The sequence below is a fragment of the Maricaulis parjimensis genome, from assembly GCF_016817355.1.
Lineage (GTDB): Bacteria > Pseudomonadota > Alphaproteobacteria > Caulobacterales > Maricaulaceae > Maricaulis > Maricaulis parjimensis.
The window spans coordinates 291,460-307,291 of sequence record NZ_JADOTT010000003.1 but is presented as its reverse complement, the minus strand read 5'-3'; the positions used below and the strand labels follow the sequence as shown (position 1 = coordinate 307,291).

Annotated in this window: 19 protein-coding genes; 6 read left to right on the top strand and 13 right to left on the bottom strand. The window is 62.5% G+C overall.

Annotated features, from left to right (window positions below; translation table 11 throughout):
* Positions 1–42: 42 nt before the first annotated feature.
* The 10 genes from I0K07_RS07180 to I0K07_RS07135 all read right to left on the bottom strand — a co-directional run bounded on the left by I0K07_RS07180 (position 43) and on the right by I0K07_RS07135 (position 9,270).
* Positions 43–1,458, bottom strand: coding sequence for a hypothetical protein (locus tag I0K07_RS07180; RefSeq protein WP_203292152.1), 1,416 nt, complete (start codon positions 1,456–1,458; stop codon positions 43–45).
* A 127-nt stretch (positions 1,459–1,585) separates the two neighbouring features.
* Positions 1,586–2,863, bottom strand: coding sequence for a serine--tRNA ligase (serS, locus tag I0K07_RS07175; RefSeq protein ID WP_203292151.1), 1,278 nt, complete (start codon positions 2,861–2,863; stop codon positions 1,586–1,588).
* A 78-nt stretch (positions 2,864–2,941) separates the two neighbouring features.
* Positions 2,942–3,754 carry a twin-arginine translocase subunit TatC gene (gene tatC, locus I0K07_RS07170; RefSeq protein WP_203292150.1) on the bottom strand — a complete coding sequence of 271 codons (813 nt, stop codon included), beginning with the start codon at positions 3,752–3,754 and terminating at the stop codon, positions 2,942–2,944.
* Positions 3,755–3,756: 2 nt separating this feature from the next.
* Complete coding sequence (tatB, locus tag I0K07_RS07165) at positions 3,757–4,122, bottom strand: Sec-independent protein translocase protein TatB (RefSeq protein WP_203292149.1); 366 nt, start codon at positions 4,120–4,122, stop codon at positions 3,757–3,759.
* A gap of 3 nt (positions 4,123–4,125) precedes the next feature.
* Positions 4,126–4,344, bottom strand: a complete 219-nt coding sequence (locus I0K07_RS07160; RefSeq protein WP_203292148.1) for a twin-arginine translocase TatA/TatE family subunit — start codon at positions 4,342–4,344, stop codon at positions 4,126–4,128.
* A 102-nt stretch (positions 4,345–4,446) separates the two neighbouring features.
* Complete coding sequence (gene scpB, locus I0K07_RS07155) at positions 4,447–5,256, bottom strand: SMC-Scp complex subunit ScpB (RefSeq protein ID WP_203292147.1); 810 nt, start codon at positions 5,254–5,256, stop codon at positions 4,447–4,449.
* Positions 5,249–6,058 carry a segregation and condensation protein A gene (locus I0K07_RS07150; RefSeq protein WP_203292146.1) on the bottom strand — a complete coding sequence of 270 codons (810 nt, stop codon included), beginning with the start codon at positions 6,056–6,058 and terminating at the stop codon, positions 5,249–5,251. Before I0K07_RS07150 ends, scpB begins: the two co-directional genes overlap by 8 nt.
* Positions 6,059–6,071: 13 nt before the next feature.
* Positions 6,072–7,100, bottom strand: coding sequence for a beta-N-acetylhexosaminidase (gene nagZ, locus I0K07_RS07145; RefSeq protein WP_203292145.1), 1,029 nt, complete (start codon positions 7,098–7,100; stop codon positions 6,072–6,074).
* The gene (locus tag I0K07_RS07140; RefSeq protein ID WP_203292144.1) at positions 7,097–7,945 is read right to left on the bottom strand and encodes an SPOR domain-containing protein; all 849 of its coding nucleotides are present in this window, start codon (positions 7,943–7,945) and stop codon (positions 7,097–7,099) included. The genes nagZ and I0K07_RS07140 overlap by 4 nt, the downstream gene beginning before the upstream one ends.
* Before the next feature lie 116 nt (positions 7,946–8,061).
* Entirely contained in the window at positions 8,062–9,270 is a 1,209-nt protein-coding gene (locus I0K07_RS07135; RefSeq protein WP_238934637.1) for a deoxyguanosinetriphosphate triphosphohydrolase, read from the bottom strand.
* A 62-nt stretch (positions 9,271–9,332) separates the two neighbouring features.
* On the opposite strand from I0K07_RS07135, the gene erpA reads away from it, so the two are divergent.
* The 3 genes from erpA to I0K07_RS07120 are packed head-to-tail and all read left to right on the top strand — an operon-like array spanning position 9,333 to position 10,730.
* Positions 9,333–9,662, top strand: a complete 330-nt coding sequence (erpA, locus tag I0K07_RS07130) for an iron-sulfur cluster insertion protein ErpA (protein ID WP_203292143.1) — start codon at positions 9,333–9,335, stop codon at positions 9,660–9,662.
* A gap of 16 nt (positions 9,663–9,678) precedes the next feature.
* Positions 9,679–10,032, top strand: coding sequence for a DUF1428 domain-containing protein (locus tag I0K07_RS07125; protein WP_203292142.1), 354 nt, complete (start codon positions 9,679–9,681; stop codon positions 10,030–10,032).
* 17 nt (positions 10,033–10,049) lie between these two features.
* Positions 10,050–10,730, top strand: coding sequence for a nitroreductase (locus I0K07_RS07120; RefSeq protein ID WP_203292141.1), 681 nt, complete (start codon positions 10,050–10,052; stop codon positions 10,728–10,730).
* A gap of 1 nt (position 10,731) precedes the next feature.
* On the opposite strand, the gene I0K07_RS07115 is transcribed toward I0K07_RS07120, so the two are convergent.
* On the bottom strand, positions 10,732–11,982 hold the full coding sequence (locus I0K07_RS07115; RefSeq protein WP_203292140.1) for a M1 family aminopeptidase: 1,251 nt from the start codon (positions 11,980–11,982) through the stop codon (positions 10,732–10,734).
* Between the two features lie 65 nt (positions 11,983–12,047).
* Complete coding sequence (locus I0K07_RS07110; protein WP_203292139.1) at positions 12,048–12,425, bottom strand: hypothetical protein; 378 nt, start codon at positions 12,423–12,425, stop codon at positions 12,048–12,050.
* 71 nt (positions 12,426–12,496) lie between these two features.
* Here I0K07_RS07110 and I0K07_RS07105 point away from each other — a divergent pair, with 71 nt between their 5' ends.
* The 3 genes from I0K07_RS07105 (at position 12,497) to I0K07_RS07095 (ending at position 14,695) form a co-directional block, all read left to right on the top strand.
* Positions 12,497–13,285: an exodeoxyribonuclease III gene (locus tag I0K07_RS07105; protein ID WP_203292138.1), complete on the top strand. Its 789-nt coding sequence runs from the start codon at positions 12,497–12,499 to the stop codon at positions 13,283–13,285.
* Positions 13,286–13,490: 205 nt separating this feature from the next.
* Positions 13,491–13,871 carry a hypothetical protein gene (locus tag I0K07_RS07100; protein WP_203292137.1) on the top strand — a complete coding sequence of 127 codons (381 nt, stop codon included), beginning with the start codon at positions 13,491–13,493 and terminating at the stop codon, positions 13,869–13,871.
* Positions 13,871–14,695: a DUF2145 domain-containing protein gene (locus I0K07_RS07095; RefSeq protein WP_238934636.1), complete on the top strand. Its 825-nt coding sequence runs from the start codon at positions 13,871–13,873 to the stop codon at positions 14,693–14,695. Before I0K07_RS07100 ends, I0K07_RS07095 begins: the two co-directional genes overlap by 1 nt.
* A gap of 65 nt (positions 14,696–14,760) precedes the next feature.
* Here the strand turns inward: I0K07_RS07095 and selD are convergent, their stop codons facing one another.
* Positions 14,761–15,813, bottom strand: a complete 1,053-nt coding sequence (selD, locus tag I0K07_RS07090; protein ID WP_203292136.1) for a selenide, water dikinase SelD — start codon at positions 15,811–15,813, stop codon at positions 14,761–14,763.
* Positions 15,814–15,832 lie beyond the last annotated feature (19 nt).

Below are 15,832 nucleotides of genomic sequence, written 5' to 3'. Positions count from 1 at the left end.
GGAACAATCACCCGAAAGGGTGGGTCACCAGAGGATCAAGTGTCAGCCGGGCAGACTGGCAAAGCCGGATGGCGCGAAATCGATCGCCTTCACAGGACGCACGGGATCCGGCGCCTGCAGCGGCGGACAAATGGCCTCGCCAGCCATGTGGGTGGCCCCGACGACAACCGCGAGATTGAACTCGTCGAACACATCAATGCCGCTGAGATAGCAACCCGCACCCAAGCGGTTTGCCGCCTTGGCGAAAGCCATCAGGAGAGCGATGTCATCATCGAGGTCCGGGCTGTCCGCCATGCCTTCGGGAATGCGGCAGCCAAACAAGTCCACACCACATCCCTCAAACCGGGACAGATCCGACCGGCGCATGTCCAGATGCACCATGTTGGTCGAGCCGTAAGACTGGAGAAGGTGGAAAATCTCGAACAGCTTTCCGGCTGGTACACCCTCAGGAATGCCATCGACGCAGATCGCAAAATGCTTGCGCAGGGATTGGGGAATGAGGTTGAGCAGCTTGAAATAGTCCTGACGCGCAGACCCCACGGCAAGGGTCTCATAATTCACCGCGATCCCGACCTGACCGGTCGCCCCGGTCTTGTGCAATTCCTGAAACCCGCGCTGAGCGGCGATGGCGACGGCATGATCGATCGTACGAACCACGCTTTCATCAGCGCCCGGCCACAAAAGCGCCCGGCCGAACACCGTCCGCCCGTCGCGTGTGCCCTGCGGTACGGTGACCTGCATCGTGAGCGCTTCCCGCCGGGCATCCCAGAAAGGCATGAAAACAATCTCGTCGAAAAGGGCTTCCGGCTGTGCGTCGGCGTCAGGATGGGTCTCGCCGGTCGTTTGGGCATCCTGATCCGTAGAGCCGCTCTGCTCGGGCCCCAGCTCATTCCAGCCCTTGGAGATGTCGGCGATCTGCGCTGGACATGCCGGCCTTGCGACAATCGGGCTGGTCTCCGTGCGCACGGATTTCAGGGGCGCACGCACCGGGGGATTGAAAGGTTTCTGGTCGTCGGGCGCCTTGGTTGGCGCCGGCACAGCAGCCGGCCCGCCCTTCAGAATGATCGGCTTGGCCGCCGCCAGCACGGAAGCGAACTCGGCCTTGGATACCGAGCGCGCTTCAGCCTTTACCTTCAAAGATTTGAGTGGGGCATGATTGGCAAGGAAACGATTGAGGGCGACCGAAATTTCCGCGACTTTCGCTACAGCCGCCGCACCGACCAAGTCGCCGAGAATGAGCATGAAGCCATTCTCGCAATGAACCAGAACATCACGCGAGGTGATGCAACGCTCGATAAAATGCGCACTCGCCTTGTTTATCTCGCCGCTCAGCCGCGCCCAGTCGGGCCCGGCCCGCTGGCGCACCGCGTCGAGATTGACCCATTCGAAGCGGCCCATCTCGATCGACTGCCTGCTCTTCAGGGCGAGCCTAAGCTGCTGGTCAGAGCATTGTCCCATCAGCGCTTTCCTGCCTTGCCTACGCGCAGGATGGCCACTTATGGCTAAGCAAGGGTTATCAGCGCCTGCCCGCTACACGGGTATGCCGCCGTTTCAGGTGCATTGGCTATGACAGGTCGTTCCGAATTCAGGCGCTGATGACGTCGACGCCACCCATATAGGGACGCAAGGCCGCCGGGATGCTGATGGACCCATCCTCATTCTGGTGGTTTTCCATCACGGCCAGAAGTGCACGGCCGGTGGCGACACCGGAACCATTGAGCGTGTGCAGGAATTGCGGGCGCTTTTCTCCGGCCTTGCGGAAACGCGCATTCATGCGACGCGCCTGGAAGTCCCCGCAGTTCGAGCAGGAGGAGATTTCCCGGTAGGTGTCCTGGCTGGGCAGCCAGACTTCCAGGTCATAGGTCCGCTTGGCAGCAAAACCCATATCGCCCGAGCACAGCAGCATGACGCGATAGGGCAATTCCAGCAGCTGCAGGACGCGTTCGGCAGCGCCAGTCATGCGGTCCAGCTCTTCAGCACTTTCCTCGGCCGCAACGATGGAGACCATCTCGACCTTGTTGAACTGGTGCATGCGGATCATGCCACGCGTGTCCCGGCCAGCCGATCCGGCCTCGGCGCGGAAGCACGGCGTGTGGGCCGTATAGCGCATCGGCAGGCTGGCCTCCTCATGGATGGCGTCACGAGCCAGATTGGTCAGCGGCACTTCCGCCGTGGGGATCAGCCAGCGATGGTCTGTCGTGCGGAACAGATCCTCGGCGAATTTGGGCAATTGGCTGGTGCCGAACATGGCTTCATCGCGGACCATGAGCGGCGGGCTGACTTCGGTATAGCCATGCTCGGAGGTGTGCAGGTCGAGCATGAAGTGTGCGAGAGCACGCTCCAGCCGGGCCAGACCGCCCTTCAGCGCCACGAAACGGGCGCCGGAAATCTCGGCGGCCTTCTCGAAATCCATCAGGCCCAGCCCTTCGCCCAGATCGACATGATCCTTCGGCTTGAAGCTGAATTCACGCGGCGTGCCCCAGCCGCGCACTTCCTCATTGTCAGTCTCGTCGGCGCCGGCCGGCACATCCTGCTCGGGCAGGTTGGGAAGGGCAGCGAGATGCTGGTTGAGGGTTTCCTCGAAATGGCGGGCCTGCTGGCCGGCTTCTTCGAGCACGGTCTTGAGACGGTCGACTTCACCGCGCAGACGGTTGAACTCGTCCTCGTCACCGGTCGCCTTCGCCTTGCCGATCTGCTTTGACAGCGCATTACGCTCGGTCTCGGCTTCCTGATGCTTGGTCAGGGCTTCGCGGCGGCTCGCATCCAGCTCCAGCAGGGAGGCTGATTGCGGTTCCATGCCCCGCAGGGCCAGGCCCTGGTCGAACGCTTCGGGATTGTCGCGGATCAGCTTGATATCATGCATGGGAATGACCGGTGCAGGTTGGAGGAATATTGGGGGCGGCTATAGCCCTGCCCGCGCGCGCCGTAAACCGGCCTTGCCTCAGGACTCGTCGTCTTCGAGCGGTTTCGGCTCCATCAACCGCATGCCGGCGATGGAGATGAAATAGAGCAGCATGAGTGCACCGCCGAGCATGAGCTGGCTGATCGGGTCCGGCGGCGTCGCGAACGCGGCGAAAAGCGCAATCCCGACCACGGCAAAGCGCCAGCCTTTCAGCAGGGTCTCTCCGCGCAGGATGCCGGCCTTTGCCAGCAGCATGAGAAAGACCGGCATCTGGAAGGAAATCCCGAAGACCAGCATCAGCGTGGTGATGAGATTCATGTAGTCGGACACGTTCAGCAGTAGCTCGATCCGCGTGCCCGCCAGTTCGGGGACCTGTTCCTGCCCCAGCGAAAAGCGCATCACCATGGGCAGAACGAAGAAATAGACAAAGGCGACGCCGGCACCGAACAGGATGGGCGACATGGCGAGGAAGGGCGCAAAGGCGCCACGCTCATTTTTGTAGAGGCCGGGCGCCACGAAGCCGTAGATCTGCCAGGCAATCACCGGAAAGCCGATGATGATGGCACCGACCAATGAGAGCTTCAGCCGGACGAAGAAGAATTCCAGCGGTGCAAAGAAATTGGCTGTGAGGTCCAGCTCTTCAACCGGCACGCCGCGCACCGAGGCCGCCGCATCGCGATAGGGCAGAAGCAGCCATTGATAGATCTGACCGGAAAAGACGAAGCAGAGGATGAATCCGACCGTCAGGAAGGCCAGGATCACAACGAGACGCGAGCGCAGCTCGATCAGGTGATCCAGCAACGGGGCGCGGCTCGCCTCGACCTCGTCCTTCTCATGCTCCAGCTGGGCCATGCCTAACCGTCAATCCTGTCCGATTTTGCAGCCGGCAAAGGCGTTTTCCCGTCATCCGGCAGACCGGTTGCGCCGGTCTTGGCCGGCGGCTCGGCGTGGACTTCCTTGGTCACCTTGTCGAGCTCGCCCTTGATCTGGTTGACCGGGTTGGCTTGTTTGAGCGCCTCGATTTCCTTGCGCAGCTCAGACAGCTCGGTCTCGCGGCCGATTTCCTCGAAAGAGTTCTGGAATTCCTTGGCCAGGCCGCGGGCCTGGTTCATCAACTGACCCACGCGCCGCATCATGACCGGCAATTGCTGGGGGCCGACGACCACCAGAGCCAGCACAAGCACGACCAGCAATTCCGGCATGCCGATGCCGGGGCTCATCGCCTAGCTCCCGGTCTTTTCGTCGTCGCGGGTTTCGGAGCCGATCGTCGCCGAAGCGTCATTCGCGGCTTCGTCGCTCTCTTCCTCGTCACGCAAACCCTTGCGGAAACTGGTGATGCCCTTGGCGAAATCACCCATGACCGAGGCAATCTTGCCCCGCCCGCCGAACAGCAGGACAGCCAGAAGGACCACCAGCAGGATTTGCCACATACCCGGAGCCATAGGCTTCTCCGTCTTTCAACACGTCAATTGGGTCTACTGCGTTTGCCGCGTGGCGTCCAACCCGTCAATCACGCTCACGGACAATCTATCGCATGTGCTGCGTTACGCCGCACCATCGGGATCATCTTCAGCACCTTCCATGAAATCGACATGGAATGCATGGGCTTCTTCATCATCCAGCGGATCCTCGATGAGCTCCATCTGATCCGGGCGCGAAGGGTCGGGCACGGTGAAGTCCGGCGGCAGGCGCGCATCAAGCAGGCCGGCCGCCTTGAGGTCCGCCATGCCCGGCAGATCGCCGATCGTCTCCAGCGAGAAATATTCGAGGAATTGCGCGGTCGTGCCATAGGTTACGGGACGCCCCGGCGTCCGCCGGCGGCCACGTGGCCGGATCCAGCGCAGCTCGAACAGGAGATCCAGCGTGCCCTTTGAAACGGCCACACCCCGGATTTCCTCGATCTCGGCCCGCGTCACGGGCTGGTGATAGGCAATGATGGAGAGGGTTTCGAGCGCAGCCTGGGAGAGCTTGCGCGGCTCCTGGCGCACTTCTGTGAGCACATCGGCCAGGTCCGGTGCCGTTTCGAAACGCCAACGGCCACCGACGTCCACCAGACGCACACCGCGCTCGGCATATTCAGCGGCCAGCGAGGCCAGCAATTCCTGGATATTCGCTTCGGAAGGCAAACGGCCGATCAGGGTTTCCTCGTCCAGCGGTTCATTGGCCGCGAACAACAGGGCTTCCAGAATGCGCAGATTGCGCTTCTCGGTATTCACCGCGAGATGCACGCCCAGGGATTGGGAGGCTTCCTCATCCGCCATCGCTGACGGCCCCTGGTGCTCGGCGCGCTCCCGGAGTGCCGCAATTGCATCGGAAATCGGGTCTACGGTCTCGGTATCGGTCTCGTCAGTCATGCGATGCGTCTCTCTCCGCGGCGCGCACATATAGCGGCGCATAGGCCTCACGCTGACGCAATCGTGCATGGCCCTCCTTGGTGATTTCAAGCGCGGCCAGCATGGAACTCGCCCGGACGGACCGCAAAGGTGGCGGATCCGCGCCCAACTCCCCGGCTCCGGGAAGCAGGCTGTCCAAATCTTTCCACTCCCGAATTTCGGGCATCAGCGTTTCGAGACGCTCTCTTGCAGTTTCCAGGCCGTAAACCTTGGGCGTTGGCGGACGATATGTGGATCGCGCCATGCGCACGCGGCGCTGGGAATAGGCGGAGAGGAGATCGTGGAGGTCCGCCTCATAGGTGACCGAGCGCGTGGACCGCACACCTTCCGGCGCTCCGCGCATGTGGACATCCGTGTGCAGCAAGGGCTGGGCAAACAGGGCGTCGCCCGCCGCGCGCATCGCTTCCAGGCGCCGCAGACGGAAAGCGAGGGCCGCTGCCAGCACTTCGGCGGGAGCGTCATCCTCGTCCTTCTTCGGCTTGGGCAGAAGCAGTTTGGACTTCAGATAGGCCAGCCAGGCGGCCATGACGAGATAGTCGGCAGCCAGATCGAGACGACGGCGGCGCGCCGCTTCCATGAATTGGAGATATTGCTCGGCCAGTTCGAGGATGGATATCCGGGCAAGGTCGATTTTCTTCTTGCGCGCCAGGGCCAGAAGCAGGTGAAGCGGTCCCTCGAATCCATCGAGATCAACGATCAGGCCATCGTTTTCCGCCTCTTCGGCGGCTTCAAACCGGACGTCTTCCTCGAATTCCTCGATCAAGCCGTGCTCCAAATCAGGACATCGCAGCCCCGGTAACCGGCGCCAAAAGCATATTGAGACGCGATTCGGCCTCTGCCGGGTCGAATTCTTCGATCGTGTCACGCGCGGCTTCCGCTGCCAGGGCACGTTCGAGCGCCTTGCCGGCCATCGTCTTCGCGCCTTCAGCGACAGCGATCATCTCTTTCATGTCGCCATTGCAGTGGAGCAGCATGTCACAGCCCGCCGCCAACGAGCGCTCGCCCCGCTCCCGGAATGTGCCCGTCAGCGCTTTCATGGAGAGATCATCAGTCATGATGAGACCGTCGAAGCCGATCTCACCGCGGATGATCCGGCCGATCATTTCGGACGACTGGGTCGCCGGGTTCTCGTCATCAATGTCGGCGTAGACGATATGGGCCGTCATCGCCATCGGTGCATCGGCGAGCGCCTTGAAGGGCGCGAAATCGGTCTCTGCCAGGAGACCGTGCTCTTCCGGGACAACCGGCAATTCCAGATGGCTGTCCGCTTGGGCGCGACCGTGACCGGGAATGTGTTTGATGATCGGCGCGACCCCGCCCGCCATCAGGCCTTCCATGGCGGCGCGTCCCAGATGGGCGATCGGTTCCGGTGACGTCCCGAAGGAGCGGTCACCAATAATGGCATCCGCCCCCTCGATGCGCAGGTCTGCGACCGGTGCGCAATCGACGTCGATCCCGACCGTGCGCAGCTCATGCGCCAGGAGGCGGTGATTGATGCGGGTTGCCTCGATGGCGGCTTCCTCATCCTTCAGGAAGAGATCGCCGAACACCTGGGCCGGCGGTGCCTTGCGCCAGGTCGGCGGTTTCAGGCGGGCGACGCGACCACCTTCCTGATCAATCAGGATGGGCGCGTCACGACCGACACAATCCCGCAATTCCAGCGTCAGGCGGGAGAGCTGGCGCACGCCTTCCACATTGCGGGCGAACAGGATGAAGCCCCACGGATCAGCGTCGCGGAAAAAGGCTTTCTCGTCCGGGCTGAGCGTCAGCCCTTCCAGACCGTAGATCGCGGACGACAGGCTCATCGGCGCGCCACCAGGCAGTCCTGGCCACGCGACTGCAATGTGGAGCAGAACTCCACGGCGCTGTCGCGGCTTGCGAACGCCGCAATGCGCAGGCGGTGATAGGTACCGCGATCAGGGATCTCGACGCTGAGCACATCCGGCGCTGCCCCGGAAGCGATGTCGGAGAAACGTGTGCGGAAGGCGACCCAGGCCGCTTCGGCGTCAGCTTCACTGCGGAAAGAGGCGATCTGCACGACCCAGTCCCCGCCCAGATCGACAGCGGACGAAGCCGGCGGCGTGACAGGTTGCGGGGCCGGCTCCGGATCACGGACAGGCTCGCTGGCTGGCGGTTCCGGCTGGGGCTCGGGTTCCGGATCCGGCTGACGTTCCGGACGGGAAGGTGCCGGATGCGGTGTCACATCAGGCTGGCTGTTCCGCGTTGCCGGAGCGGCGGCCTCATCGGCATCCACGGTCTCGACGCGCAGGGCCGGACGCGATTCCTCGATCGGCTCCTCCGGTGCCGGACGCAAGGAGACGTCCTCATCACCGGTTTCCGCATCACCGGTCAGGCGGTCATAGACACCCAGTTCCGTGCCCGGCGTTTCCTCACCGCCCGGGTCGGCCGGACGCTCACGATAGGGTTCTTCATTGGCCACCAGGCGCGGAGCACCGTCACGGCCGCTCTCGCGCAGGCCCTGATTATAGGCACTCCAGACCACGCCCAGGAACAGGATGAACACGGCCAGAGCCGCCGTGAGAAGCAGCGGCCCGCGCCGGGCATCCTCCTCACGCGCGTCAAAAGTCGAATACTCATCCGTCGGCGGGGCGTAAGCGCCGATGCGCTCGTCGTCGTCCTGGTCCGTCATACGTGTTCCGGCGTCTCAATATACGTGTGTCACGCGAATCGCATGGCACTGTCCAAACGATAGCACTCTCCGGCCCCTGCGATCACGCGGCCGGAAGCGCGTCTGACTGTTCTGACTCAGAAATATCCCTGAACCGTGAACAGGCGGCGATGCTCTTCCACAGCAAATCGGTCTGTCATCCCCGCGATATAGTCACAGACATGACGGGCCGAACCGGACGTGCCGGCGCCACTCATCCCTGCCTGGATATCATTGGGCAGGACGCCCGGATCATTCAGGTAGAGATCGAACAGCTCGCCCATGACACGGCAGGCCTGGCTCATCATGCGATTGACCTTGTAGTGCCGGTACATGTTGGCGAAGAGATGGCGGCGCAGCGCGGCCAGATGCAGGGTCATCTCTTCCGAAAACGCCACCACCGGCGCGTCCAGCGCTCGAATATCGGCCGCACTTTGCGGTTTGGCCGCCTCGAGCCGGGCACGGGTCTCGGTGAGAACATCGGCCACCATGACACCAATCAGGTCCCGCACGGCCTCATGAATGATGATGGTCCGCTCGGCATCCGGCCAGCGCGTCATGGCGCGCTTGAAAATGTCGCCGACGAGGGGAAGCTCCAGCAAGGGTTCCAATTCCAGCAGGCCGGAGCGCAGACCGTCGTCGATGTCGTGATTATTGTAGGCGATATCGTCGGCCAAGGCCGCGATCTGGGCCTCCAACCCGGCATGGGTGTGCAGCTCCAGCTCGTCCAGCCCGTCATAGGCGCGGAAAGCCCAGGCCAGATCCGCCTTTGTCGTCCCTGCGGAAAGCAATGGCCCATTATGCTTGACCACACCTTCCAGGGTTTCCCAGGTCAGGTTCAGACCTTCAAACTCCGGATAACGCACTTCCAGCTTGGTCACGACACGCAGGGTCTGCGCATTGTGATCAAACCCGCCGAAATCCTTCATCTTCTCGGCCAGGACGCGTTCGCCCTCATGGCCGAAAGGCGGGTGACCCAGATCATGAGCCAGGGCCAGGGCCTCGGCGAGATCCTCATCCCCGCCCAGCATGCGCGACAGGGTGCGCGCGATCTGGGACACCTCCAGTGAATGGGTCAGGCGTGTGCGGTACTGGTCGCCCTCATGCGCCACGAAGACCTGGGTCTTCTCCTTGAGGCGGCGGAAGGCGGCTGAGTGAATGATCCTGTCGCGATCCCGCTGGAAGGCATTGCGCATTTCGCTGTCCGGCGTCGGGAAGCGACGGCCCCGAGATTGACCGGGATGACAGGCGAAACGGGCGCGAGACCGGTCTGTGGCCGCAATCGTCATGTGGGTCAGGCCTTTCATCAGCGCGTGTTGAGGTCCATATACTCGCAGACACGTAAACACAAACCTCCGGACGAGCTGCCATGACGGCCAATGTCACGCTTTCAGCGTCTGCCGCGAAACAGATCAACACCATTCTGGCCGCCCAGACGGCGGGCACATTGCTGCGCATCGGCGTGGAAGGCGGCGGGTGTTCCGGCTTCTCCTACACATTCGATCTGGACACGGCCGTGAATGCGGACGACCAGCTGATCGAGCGGGATGGTGCCAAGGTCGTGATCGACGAGGCCTCCCTGCCCTTCCTGGACGGGTCGGAAATCGATTATGTCGACGAGCTGATCGGGGCGGCCTTCAAGATCCACAATCCCAATGCGACGGCCGCTTGCGGATGTGGTACGAGTTTCTCGATCTAGCTATCGGGGGACTGGCATGGGCTATGTCAGCGGATTTGTGGCGGCGGTTCCGGCTGCCAACAAGCAGGCCTTCATCGATCACGCCAAGCTGGCGGCGGAGATCTTCATGGATCATGGCGCGCTGGAGATCGCCGAGAACTGGGGCGTGGACGTGCCGGATGGCCAACTGACTTCCTTCCCGATGGCTGTGAAATGCGAACCGGGCGAAGTCGTCGTGTTCTCCTGGATCAAATGGCCGGACAAGGCCAGTTGTGACCATGCCATGGCCGCGATGATGGATGACCCCCGCATGACTCCCGACAACATGGTCATGCCATTCGATGGCAAGCGAATGATTTTCGGTGGGTTCGAAACCATATTCACCGCCTGAGTAGCTCCGGAGATTTCATGTCCTGCAGTGTTTCAGACGCCCTTGAGCGCCGCATTTCCACGCGTGCCTTTCTCGACACCCCTGTCAGCGAGGCGCAGGTCCGCGATCTGCTGACCAAGGCGAGCCGGTCGCCGTCGGGCGGCAATCTCCAGCCCTGGCAGGTGAATGTTGTGACGGGGGACGCCCGTCAGCGTGTGATCGAGGCGGTACGGGCCAGCCAGGCGGAGAATCCGCTGGGCGAGCCGGAACTGGAATACCAAGTCTATCCCAAGCCGATCATCGACCCCTGGCGTGCCCGGCGCTTTGCCTGTGGCGAGGCCATGTATGCCTCGATCGGTGTGCCGCGCGAGGACAAGACGGCCCGCCTTCTCCAGTTCGCTCGCAATTTCGAATTCTTCGGGGCGCCGGTCGGGCTCTTCATCTCGCTGCACAAATCCATGCAGCCGGGGCAATGGTCCGATTGCGGCATGTTCATCCAGTCTTTCCTGCTGGCCGCCGAAGAGGCCGGGCTGGCGACCTGTGCGCAGGAATTCTGGGCGGCCTTCCCCAAAGCGGTGAAGGCCAGCGTCGGCATCTCAGACGACTACACCCTGTTCTGTGGCATCGCCCTGGGTCATGCCGACCCGGACGCGCCCATCAACACGACGCGCACAGAGCGCGCGCCGGTTGATGAGTTTGCGGTATTCGAAGGGTTCTGACCTATTCGGCCAGGCGCGCGATGAACCAGTCGCGGGCATCGGGTCCGGCGGCGTCTTCCAGCAGGTCGAGCATTTGCGAGGTCGTGCGGACCGGCTGGGCCATGTAGCGGTGGAGGAAATCGGCGAAGGCCGCTTCCCCGATCTCGTTCTCCAGCGCATCCAGGGCCAGCGGCCCCTGGCGATACATGACGAAGAAAGAGGGACGCTCAGTCGATTCCGGTGTCCAGACAGGGGTCAGCTCCTGGCCATCCAGCTGGTCCCGGTAACGCTCAAGACGGGCCTCGTAGGCCGCTTCGCCAAAACGGGCCCGCAAGCCGATATTCGCCATCTGATCGGCGAAGCTTTCATTGAGCCAGTTCTCGATCGTCATCGCATTGCCGTGGCTCCAATAGTGGGAGAGCTCGTGGCAGATGAATTGGGTCAGGCTTTCCGGTGAGGTCTCGGAGATATCCGTCAGGGCAATCAGCGTGCCCCGGGAATAGCCGCCTTCGCTCCGGTCATTCACCGTGATCGAGGCCATGGGAAGCGGACCGCCGGCTCCGGCCCAGTCATTCAGGAAGGCCGTGCAGAAATCCAGCGCTTCAACGACCGGTGTGAGGTCAGCCTCGGCCCGGGCCGCGCGCGTGTCGTAAATGGCATAGCCGTCGGCCTCGACGCTGGAGTAATCCGCCATCAGGGTGAAGGCGAGGTCGAGTGCCGGGCTGTCCTGCTCCAGATGGAAACCGTCGGCGGTGCGCGTGATCGACTGCATTGTCACGCCAGCCCAGTCGCCCTCAATCGCAATGTCGAGATCGGCCGTGACCAAGGATTCAAACCGGGTATCGAAGGGCATCCAGAAACTGTCGACCGTCAGCTCAACCTTGTGGGCGTCCAGCGTGTTGATCGCCATGTCTGGCGCTTCCGGGAAAAGCGGACCGGCATAGGCGATCTCGATCGCGCGAGCCGCGCCACCCTGCGAGGGCACAAGATGGATCGTGTAGGCCTGAAGCGCTCCGGCAAAGCCCTCCATCTCCGCCACCTCGACCGAAGCCACACCGGCCCCGCCGACCTCGGCCATGCCGAGCGCGGTGTTGAGCGCAAAGGTCACGCTGTCGAGGTCATCCTCAAAAGCCGTGATCGTCCAGTCGAGGCTGAGCGTGCCGGCCTCCGGCTGGATCGTCATTTCGCCATCATAGTGAAAACGGGCGTCTTGTGCCCAAGCAGCCGAGGCAAGGCCGCAGGCTGCGAATGCAGCCAGTCCGGTCCGGATCATTCCAGTCCCCCATACTGTCTCTACATCCACCCGATGCCCGAAAACGCCGGTTCGGATGCAGAGTTTCAAGCCCCGCAGCTGAAGCGAGACTCGCAGAAGGCACTGACAATCGCAAGCCAGCCAAGAAGCCCGACCAGCCAAATGATGGGGATAATGATCATCCATTTCAGGCCGGATGCCCTTTTCCCCATGGCAACCCGGACCCAGCCCACGATCAGGCCAAGAATGGAAGCCACCGGACCGGCACTGGAATAGAGGGCGAAAGCAATCAACGCCTTGTTCTCAATGGAGCCGGGCGCATCGAACATCATCACGGCGGGCATCCAGAGACCGGTCGTAACCACACCGAACAGCAGCACGACGGGCGTGGCCAGGCTGGGCCAGATCAGGGAGAGGCGTTTGGGTGTTTCACTCATTCTCGTACGGCGGATCGCATCGCGCACCGCCCTCCCCGCTTTTCTCGAGGGCGAAACGGCTTAAGCTGCCGCTCACCACGCCGATATGAAGACTGCCCATGACCCTGACAATTGCTTCCTGGAACGTCAATTCGATCAAGGCCCGCCTGCCCAATGTGCTGGAATGGCTGGAAGAGGCCAAGCCCGACGTGGCCTGCCTGCAGGAGATCAAGACGGTCGATGAGGGCTTCCCGCGGCTGGAGATCGAAGCGCTCGGCTATAATGTCGAGACGCATGGGCAGAAATCCTACAATGGCGTCGCCATTCTCTCGAAATACCCGATCGAGGAAGTAAAGCCCCGCCTGCCCGGCGATGATGAGGACGAACAGGCCCGCTATCTGGAAGTCGTGATTTCCGCGGAGAGCGGACCGGTGCGGATCGCCTCGATCTATCTGCCCAATGGCAATCCGGCACCGGGCCCGAAATACGACTACAAGCTCGCCTGGATGGAGCGCCTGCGCCTGCACGCCAAGGGACTGCTGGCCTTCGAGGAACCGCTCATCCTGGCCGGCGACTATAATTGCATCCCGCGCGACAGCGATTGCTGGGACATCGCCGAATGGGAGCGCGACGCTCTCGCCCTGCCGCAGACCCGGGCCGCCTTCAAGGCGCTGAAATGGCTGGGCCTGACCGAGGCCTTCGAACAGCTCGACGGGCGCGGCCATCAATACACTTTCTATGACTACCAGGCCGGGCGCTGGCAGAAGGGTCATGGCATCCGGATCGACCATCTCCTGTGTTCACCGCAAGCAGCGGACACGCTGGAAAAGATCGAGATCCACACCAAGACGCGCGGCAAGGCAAAGGCTTCGGATCACATCCCGATCGTCGGCACATTTGCGCTCTAGGCCGAGCCTGACGACCGCAAATGCGGACCGTCAGTCATGACGACATCCGGTCAATGCCCCCACCAAACACACACAACTTTATGCTAGTAAATAATATTTACAGTATTGATTGTAAATAATCTTTACTAGTGATCGTTCATTTACAATCTAGATTTCTTCTGTCAGGTTTCCGATCGGCTGGCGCCCGCATGGATTGGAGACTGACATGCGTAGCTTGAAACTGATCTTGGTTCCGCTTCTCGCGGGCCCGTCCCTCATCCTGTCCCCGATGGCCTTGGCAGACAGTGGCGGCAACGCCTCCGCCCACGCTTCCGGAGAGCTTGTCGGCGGATCTGTAGAAGCCGGAGCAACCCTGGCCTCCGCCGGTATTGCCGTGACCTCCGCCACAGTGGTTGCCGTTGCCGGGACCTCGGCTGCCATCGTCACAGGCGATGCCCAACTGGCCGATGACACGCTGAATTTTGCAGCCGATATCGCGTCTGCCCCCTTTGCCGGTCACAAACCGCTGGAGATTGATGCCGACATAGTCGTGCCGGCCGGAGCCCCCGACGTGCCATTCGAGCGGCCGGCAGCAGGTCAGAACTGATGCGCGCGCTTATCAGGTCGGCCGGGGCATTGACTGCCCTGGCCCTCGCCTTGGCCGCCCCCATGACTGCAGAGGCCGGGTCCGGGGCCGTCGCCATTCCACCCTGGAGCGTCGAGGAGGCCGCCGATTTTTCCAAGCAGATCGAACGCGATCTCGCCGCACGCGGAGCGCGGGTCGCCCTGGTCTTCCGCTCCGGGCGGGCCCGTGAAGACCTGCCCGATGGCGTGCGCTACACGCACGGGGCCTTCTGGGTCTATTCGGAGCTGGAGACCGAGGACGGCCGGCGCGTTCACGGCTATGCCGTCCACAATCTCTATCACTACGAGGATGATCGCCGGTCGTCCTACCTCGCTCAAGACTGGCCATTGAACTTCACCCAGGGCGATGTGATTGGCGAGGTGGGCGTGATCATACCCTCACCGGAAATGCAGAGGCGGCTGGAGATCATGCTCAATTCCGGCGCTGACGACGCCTTGCACCAGCCGGATTACTCGCTGGTCTCGAACCCGCACGATCTGCGCTTCCAGAACTGCAATGAATACTTGCTGGATGTGATCGCAGCAGCCGCCTGGGAAACGACAAACAGGGAGCAGATCAAGGCCAATCTGGAAGCCTGGTTTGAGCCCGCCCCCATCCGCGCCGGTCTGCTGGCCCGCATTTTCGGCCCCTCGGCTGACAAGCGCCTGCGCATGGATGACCAGAGCGGCACGATCCGCACGACCACGTTCAGCGCTTTGGCCAATTTTCTCGGCCAGTACCAGATGCTGAGTGATCACTATGAAATTCGGGCTGATTTTCTCGGCCCGGTCCCGCCGACCGGCTGACCTCGCCAGCCCAGACCGGTTGCGGAGCGCGAGGCATCCTCTGGATGTCTCGCGCTTTTCTTTGCCTAGACCACACGCACGCCGGCTTCGCCAGCTTCAACACGGCCAATGACCGCGGCGCCCTCATGCCCGGCCGCCGCAAACTCGGCCAGCACTGTGTCGACAGCGTCCGAGGCGCAAGCGACGAGCAGGCCGCCGGAGGTCTGCGGGTCGCAGAGCAGGGTCTGGTCGGCTTCTGTCCAGTCGGCCGGCGTCTCGGTTCCCGTCTCGATGGCCTTCCAATTGCGGCCGGAAGCGCCCGTCTTGATGCCCTCACCGGCCATGCGGCGGGCTGTCTGAAAGACGGGAAGTTCGGCGCGATCCACGACGGCGCGCACGCCCGCTCCCTGTGCCATTTCAGTCAGATGCCCCAACAGGCCAAAGCCCGTCACATCAGTCAGGGCATGGACACCGGGCAAGCGGCTGAGCACCTGACCGGGCGTGTTGAGGCGGGTCGTGGAGGCGACCATTTCGGCATAGGCCTCGGGCGGCAGGATCTCTTTCTTCAGCGCGGCGGAATAGATGCCAATCCCAAGCGGCTTGCCGAGAATGAGGACATCCCCCGGCTTTGCGCCGGCATTGGTGAGGAGCTTGTCGGGGTGGACAAGTCCGAGCGCGACAAGCCCGTAAATCGGCTCAGCGGCATCGATGGAATGCCCCCCGGCGATCGGGGCACCGGCCTTTTCAGCGACCGAACGCCCACCTTCCAGGATGGCCCGAACAGTCTCGCGCGGCAGTTCATTCACCGGCATGCCGACAATGGCGAGGCAGAAAACCGGCGTCGCCCCCATGGCGTAAATGTCTGAAAGTGCGTTGGTTGCCGCGATCTGCCCGAAGACATGCGGGTCGTCGACGATCGGCGTGAAGAAATCCGTCGTGGCAACCAGGGCCGTCTCTTCATTGATCCGATAGACGGCGGCATCATCCCGCGTGGCGGCATCGACCAGCAGGTCTTTTGGCATGGGAAAGGCGGACGGCGCCCCGAGGATTTCCGTCAGCACACCGGGATCCAGCTTGCAGCCGCAACCGCCGCCATGGGCCAAAGATGTCAGCCGGACTGGGCTTGTGTCATCCATCATGCCGTTCTTCCCCGTTTTG

What these genes read in the sequence shown, in the direction of transcription:
- I0K07_RS07180 (WP_203292152.1), bottom strand. Translation starts at nt 1,458, where the DNA reads ATGGGACAATGCTCTGACCAGCAGCTTAGGCTCGCCCTGAAGAGCAGG.
- I0K07_RS07160 (WP_203292148.1), bottom strand. Translation starts at nt 4,344, where the DNA reads ATGGCTCCGGGTATGTGGCAAATCCTGCTGGTGGTCCTTCTGGCTGTC.
- I0K07_RS07125 (WP_203292142.1), top strand. Translation starts at nt 9,679, where the DNA reads ATGGGCTATGTCAGCGGATTTGTGGCGGCGGTTCCGGCTGCCAACAAG.
- I0K07_RS07140 (WP_203292144.1), bottom strand. Translation starts at nt 7,945, where the DNA reads ATGACGGACCAGGACGACGACGAGCGCATCGGCGCTTACGCCCCGCCG.
- I0K07_RS07115 (WP_203292140.1), bottom strand. Translation starts at nt 11,982, where the DNA reads ATGATCCGGACCGGACTGGCTGCATTCGCAGCCTGCGGCCTTGCCTCG.
- I0K07_RS07135 (WP_238934637.1), bottom strand. Translation starts at nt 9,270, where the DNA reads ATGAAAGGCCTGACCCACATGACGATTGCGGCCACAGACCGGTCTCGC.
- serS (WP_203292151.1), bottom strand. Translation starts at nt 2,863, where the DNA reads ATGCATGATATCAAGCTGATCCGCGACAATCCCGAAGCGTTCGACCAG.
- I0K07_RS07095 (WP_238934636.1), top strand. Translation starts at nt 13,871, where the DNA reads ATGCGCGCGCTTATCAGGTCGGCCGGGGCATTGACTGCCCTGGCCCTC.
- scpB (WP_203292147.1), bottom strand. Translation starts at nt 5,256, where the DNA reads ATGACTGACGAGACCGATACCGAGACCGTAGACCCGATTTCCGATGCA.
- tatC (WP_203292150.1), bottom strand. Translation starts at nt 3,754, where the DNA reads ATGGCCCAGCTGGAGCATGAGAAGGACGAGGTCGAGGCGAGCCGCGCC.
- I0K07_RS07105 (WP_203292138.1), top strand. Translation starts at nt 12,497, where the DNA reads ATGACCCTGACAATTGCTTCCTGGAACGTCAATTCGATCAAGGCCCGC.
- I0K07_RS07120 (WP_203292141.1), top strand. Translation starts at nt 10,050, where the DNA reads ATGTCCTGCAGTGTTTCAGACGCCCTTGAGCGCCGCATTTCCACGCGT.
- tatB (WP_203292149.1), bottom strand. Translation starts at nt 4,122, where the DNA reads ATGAGCCCCGGCATCGGCATGCCGGAATTGCTGGTCGTGCTTGTGCTG.
- nagZ (WP_203292145.1), bottom strand. Translation starts at nt 7,100, where the DNA reads ATGAGCCTGTCGTCCGCGATCTACGGTCTGGAAGGGCTGACGCTCAGC.
- erpA (WP_203292143.1), top strand. Translation starts at nt 9,333, where the DNA reads ATGACGGCCAATGTCACGCTTTCAGCGTCTGCCGCGAAACAGATCAAC.
- selD (WP_203292136.1), bottom strand. Translation starts at nt 15,813, where the DNA reads ATGATGGATGACACAAGCCCAGTCCGGCTGACATCTTTGGCCCATGGC.
- I0K07_RS07100 (WP_203292137.1), top strand. Translation starts at nt 13,491, where the DNA reads ATGCGTAGCTTGAAACTGATCTTGGTTCCGCTTCTCGCGGGCCCGTCC.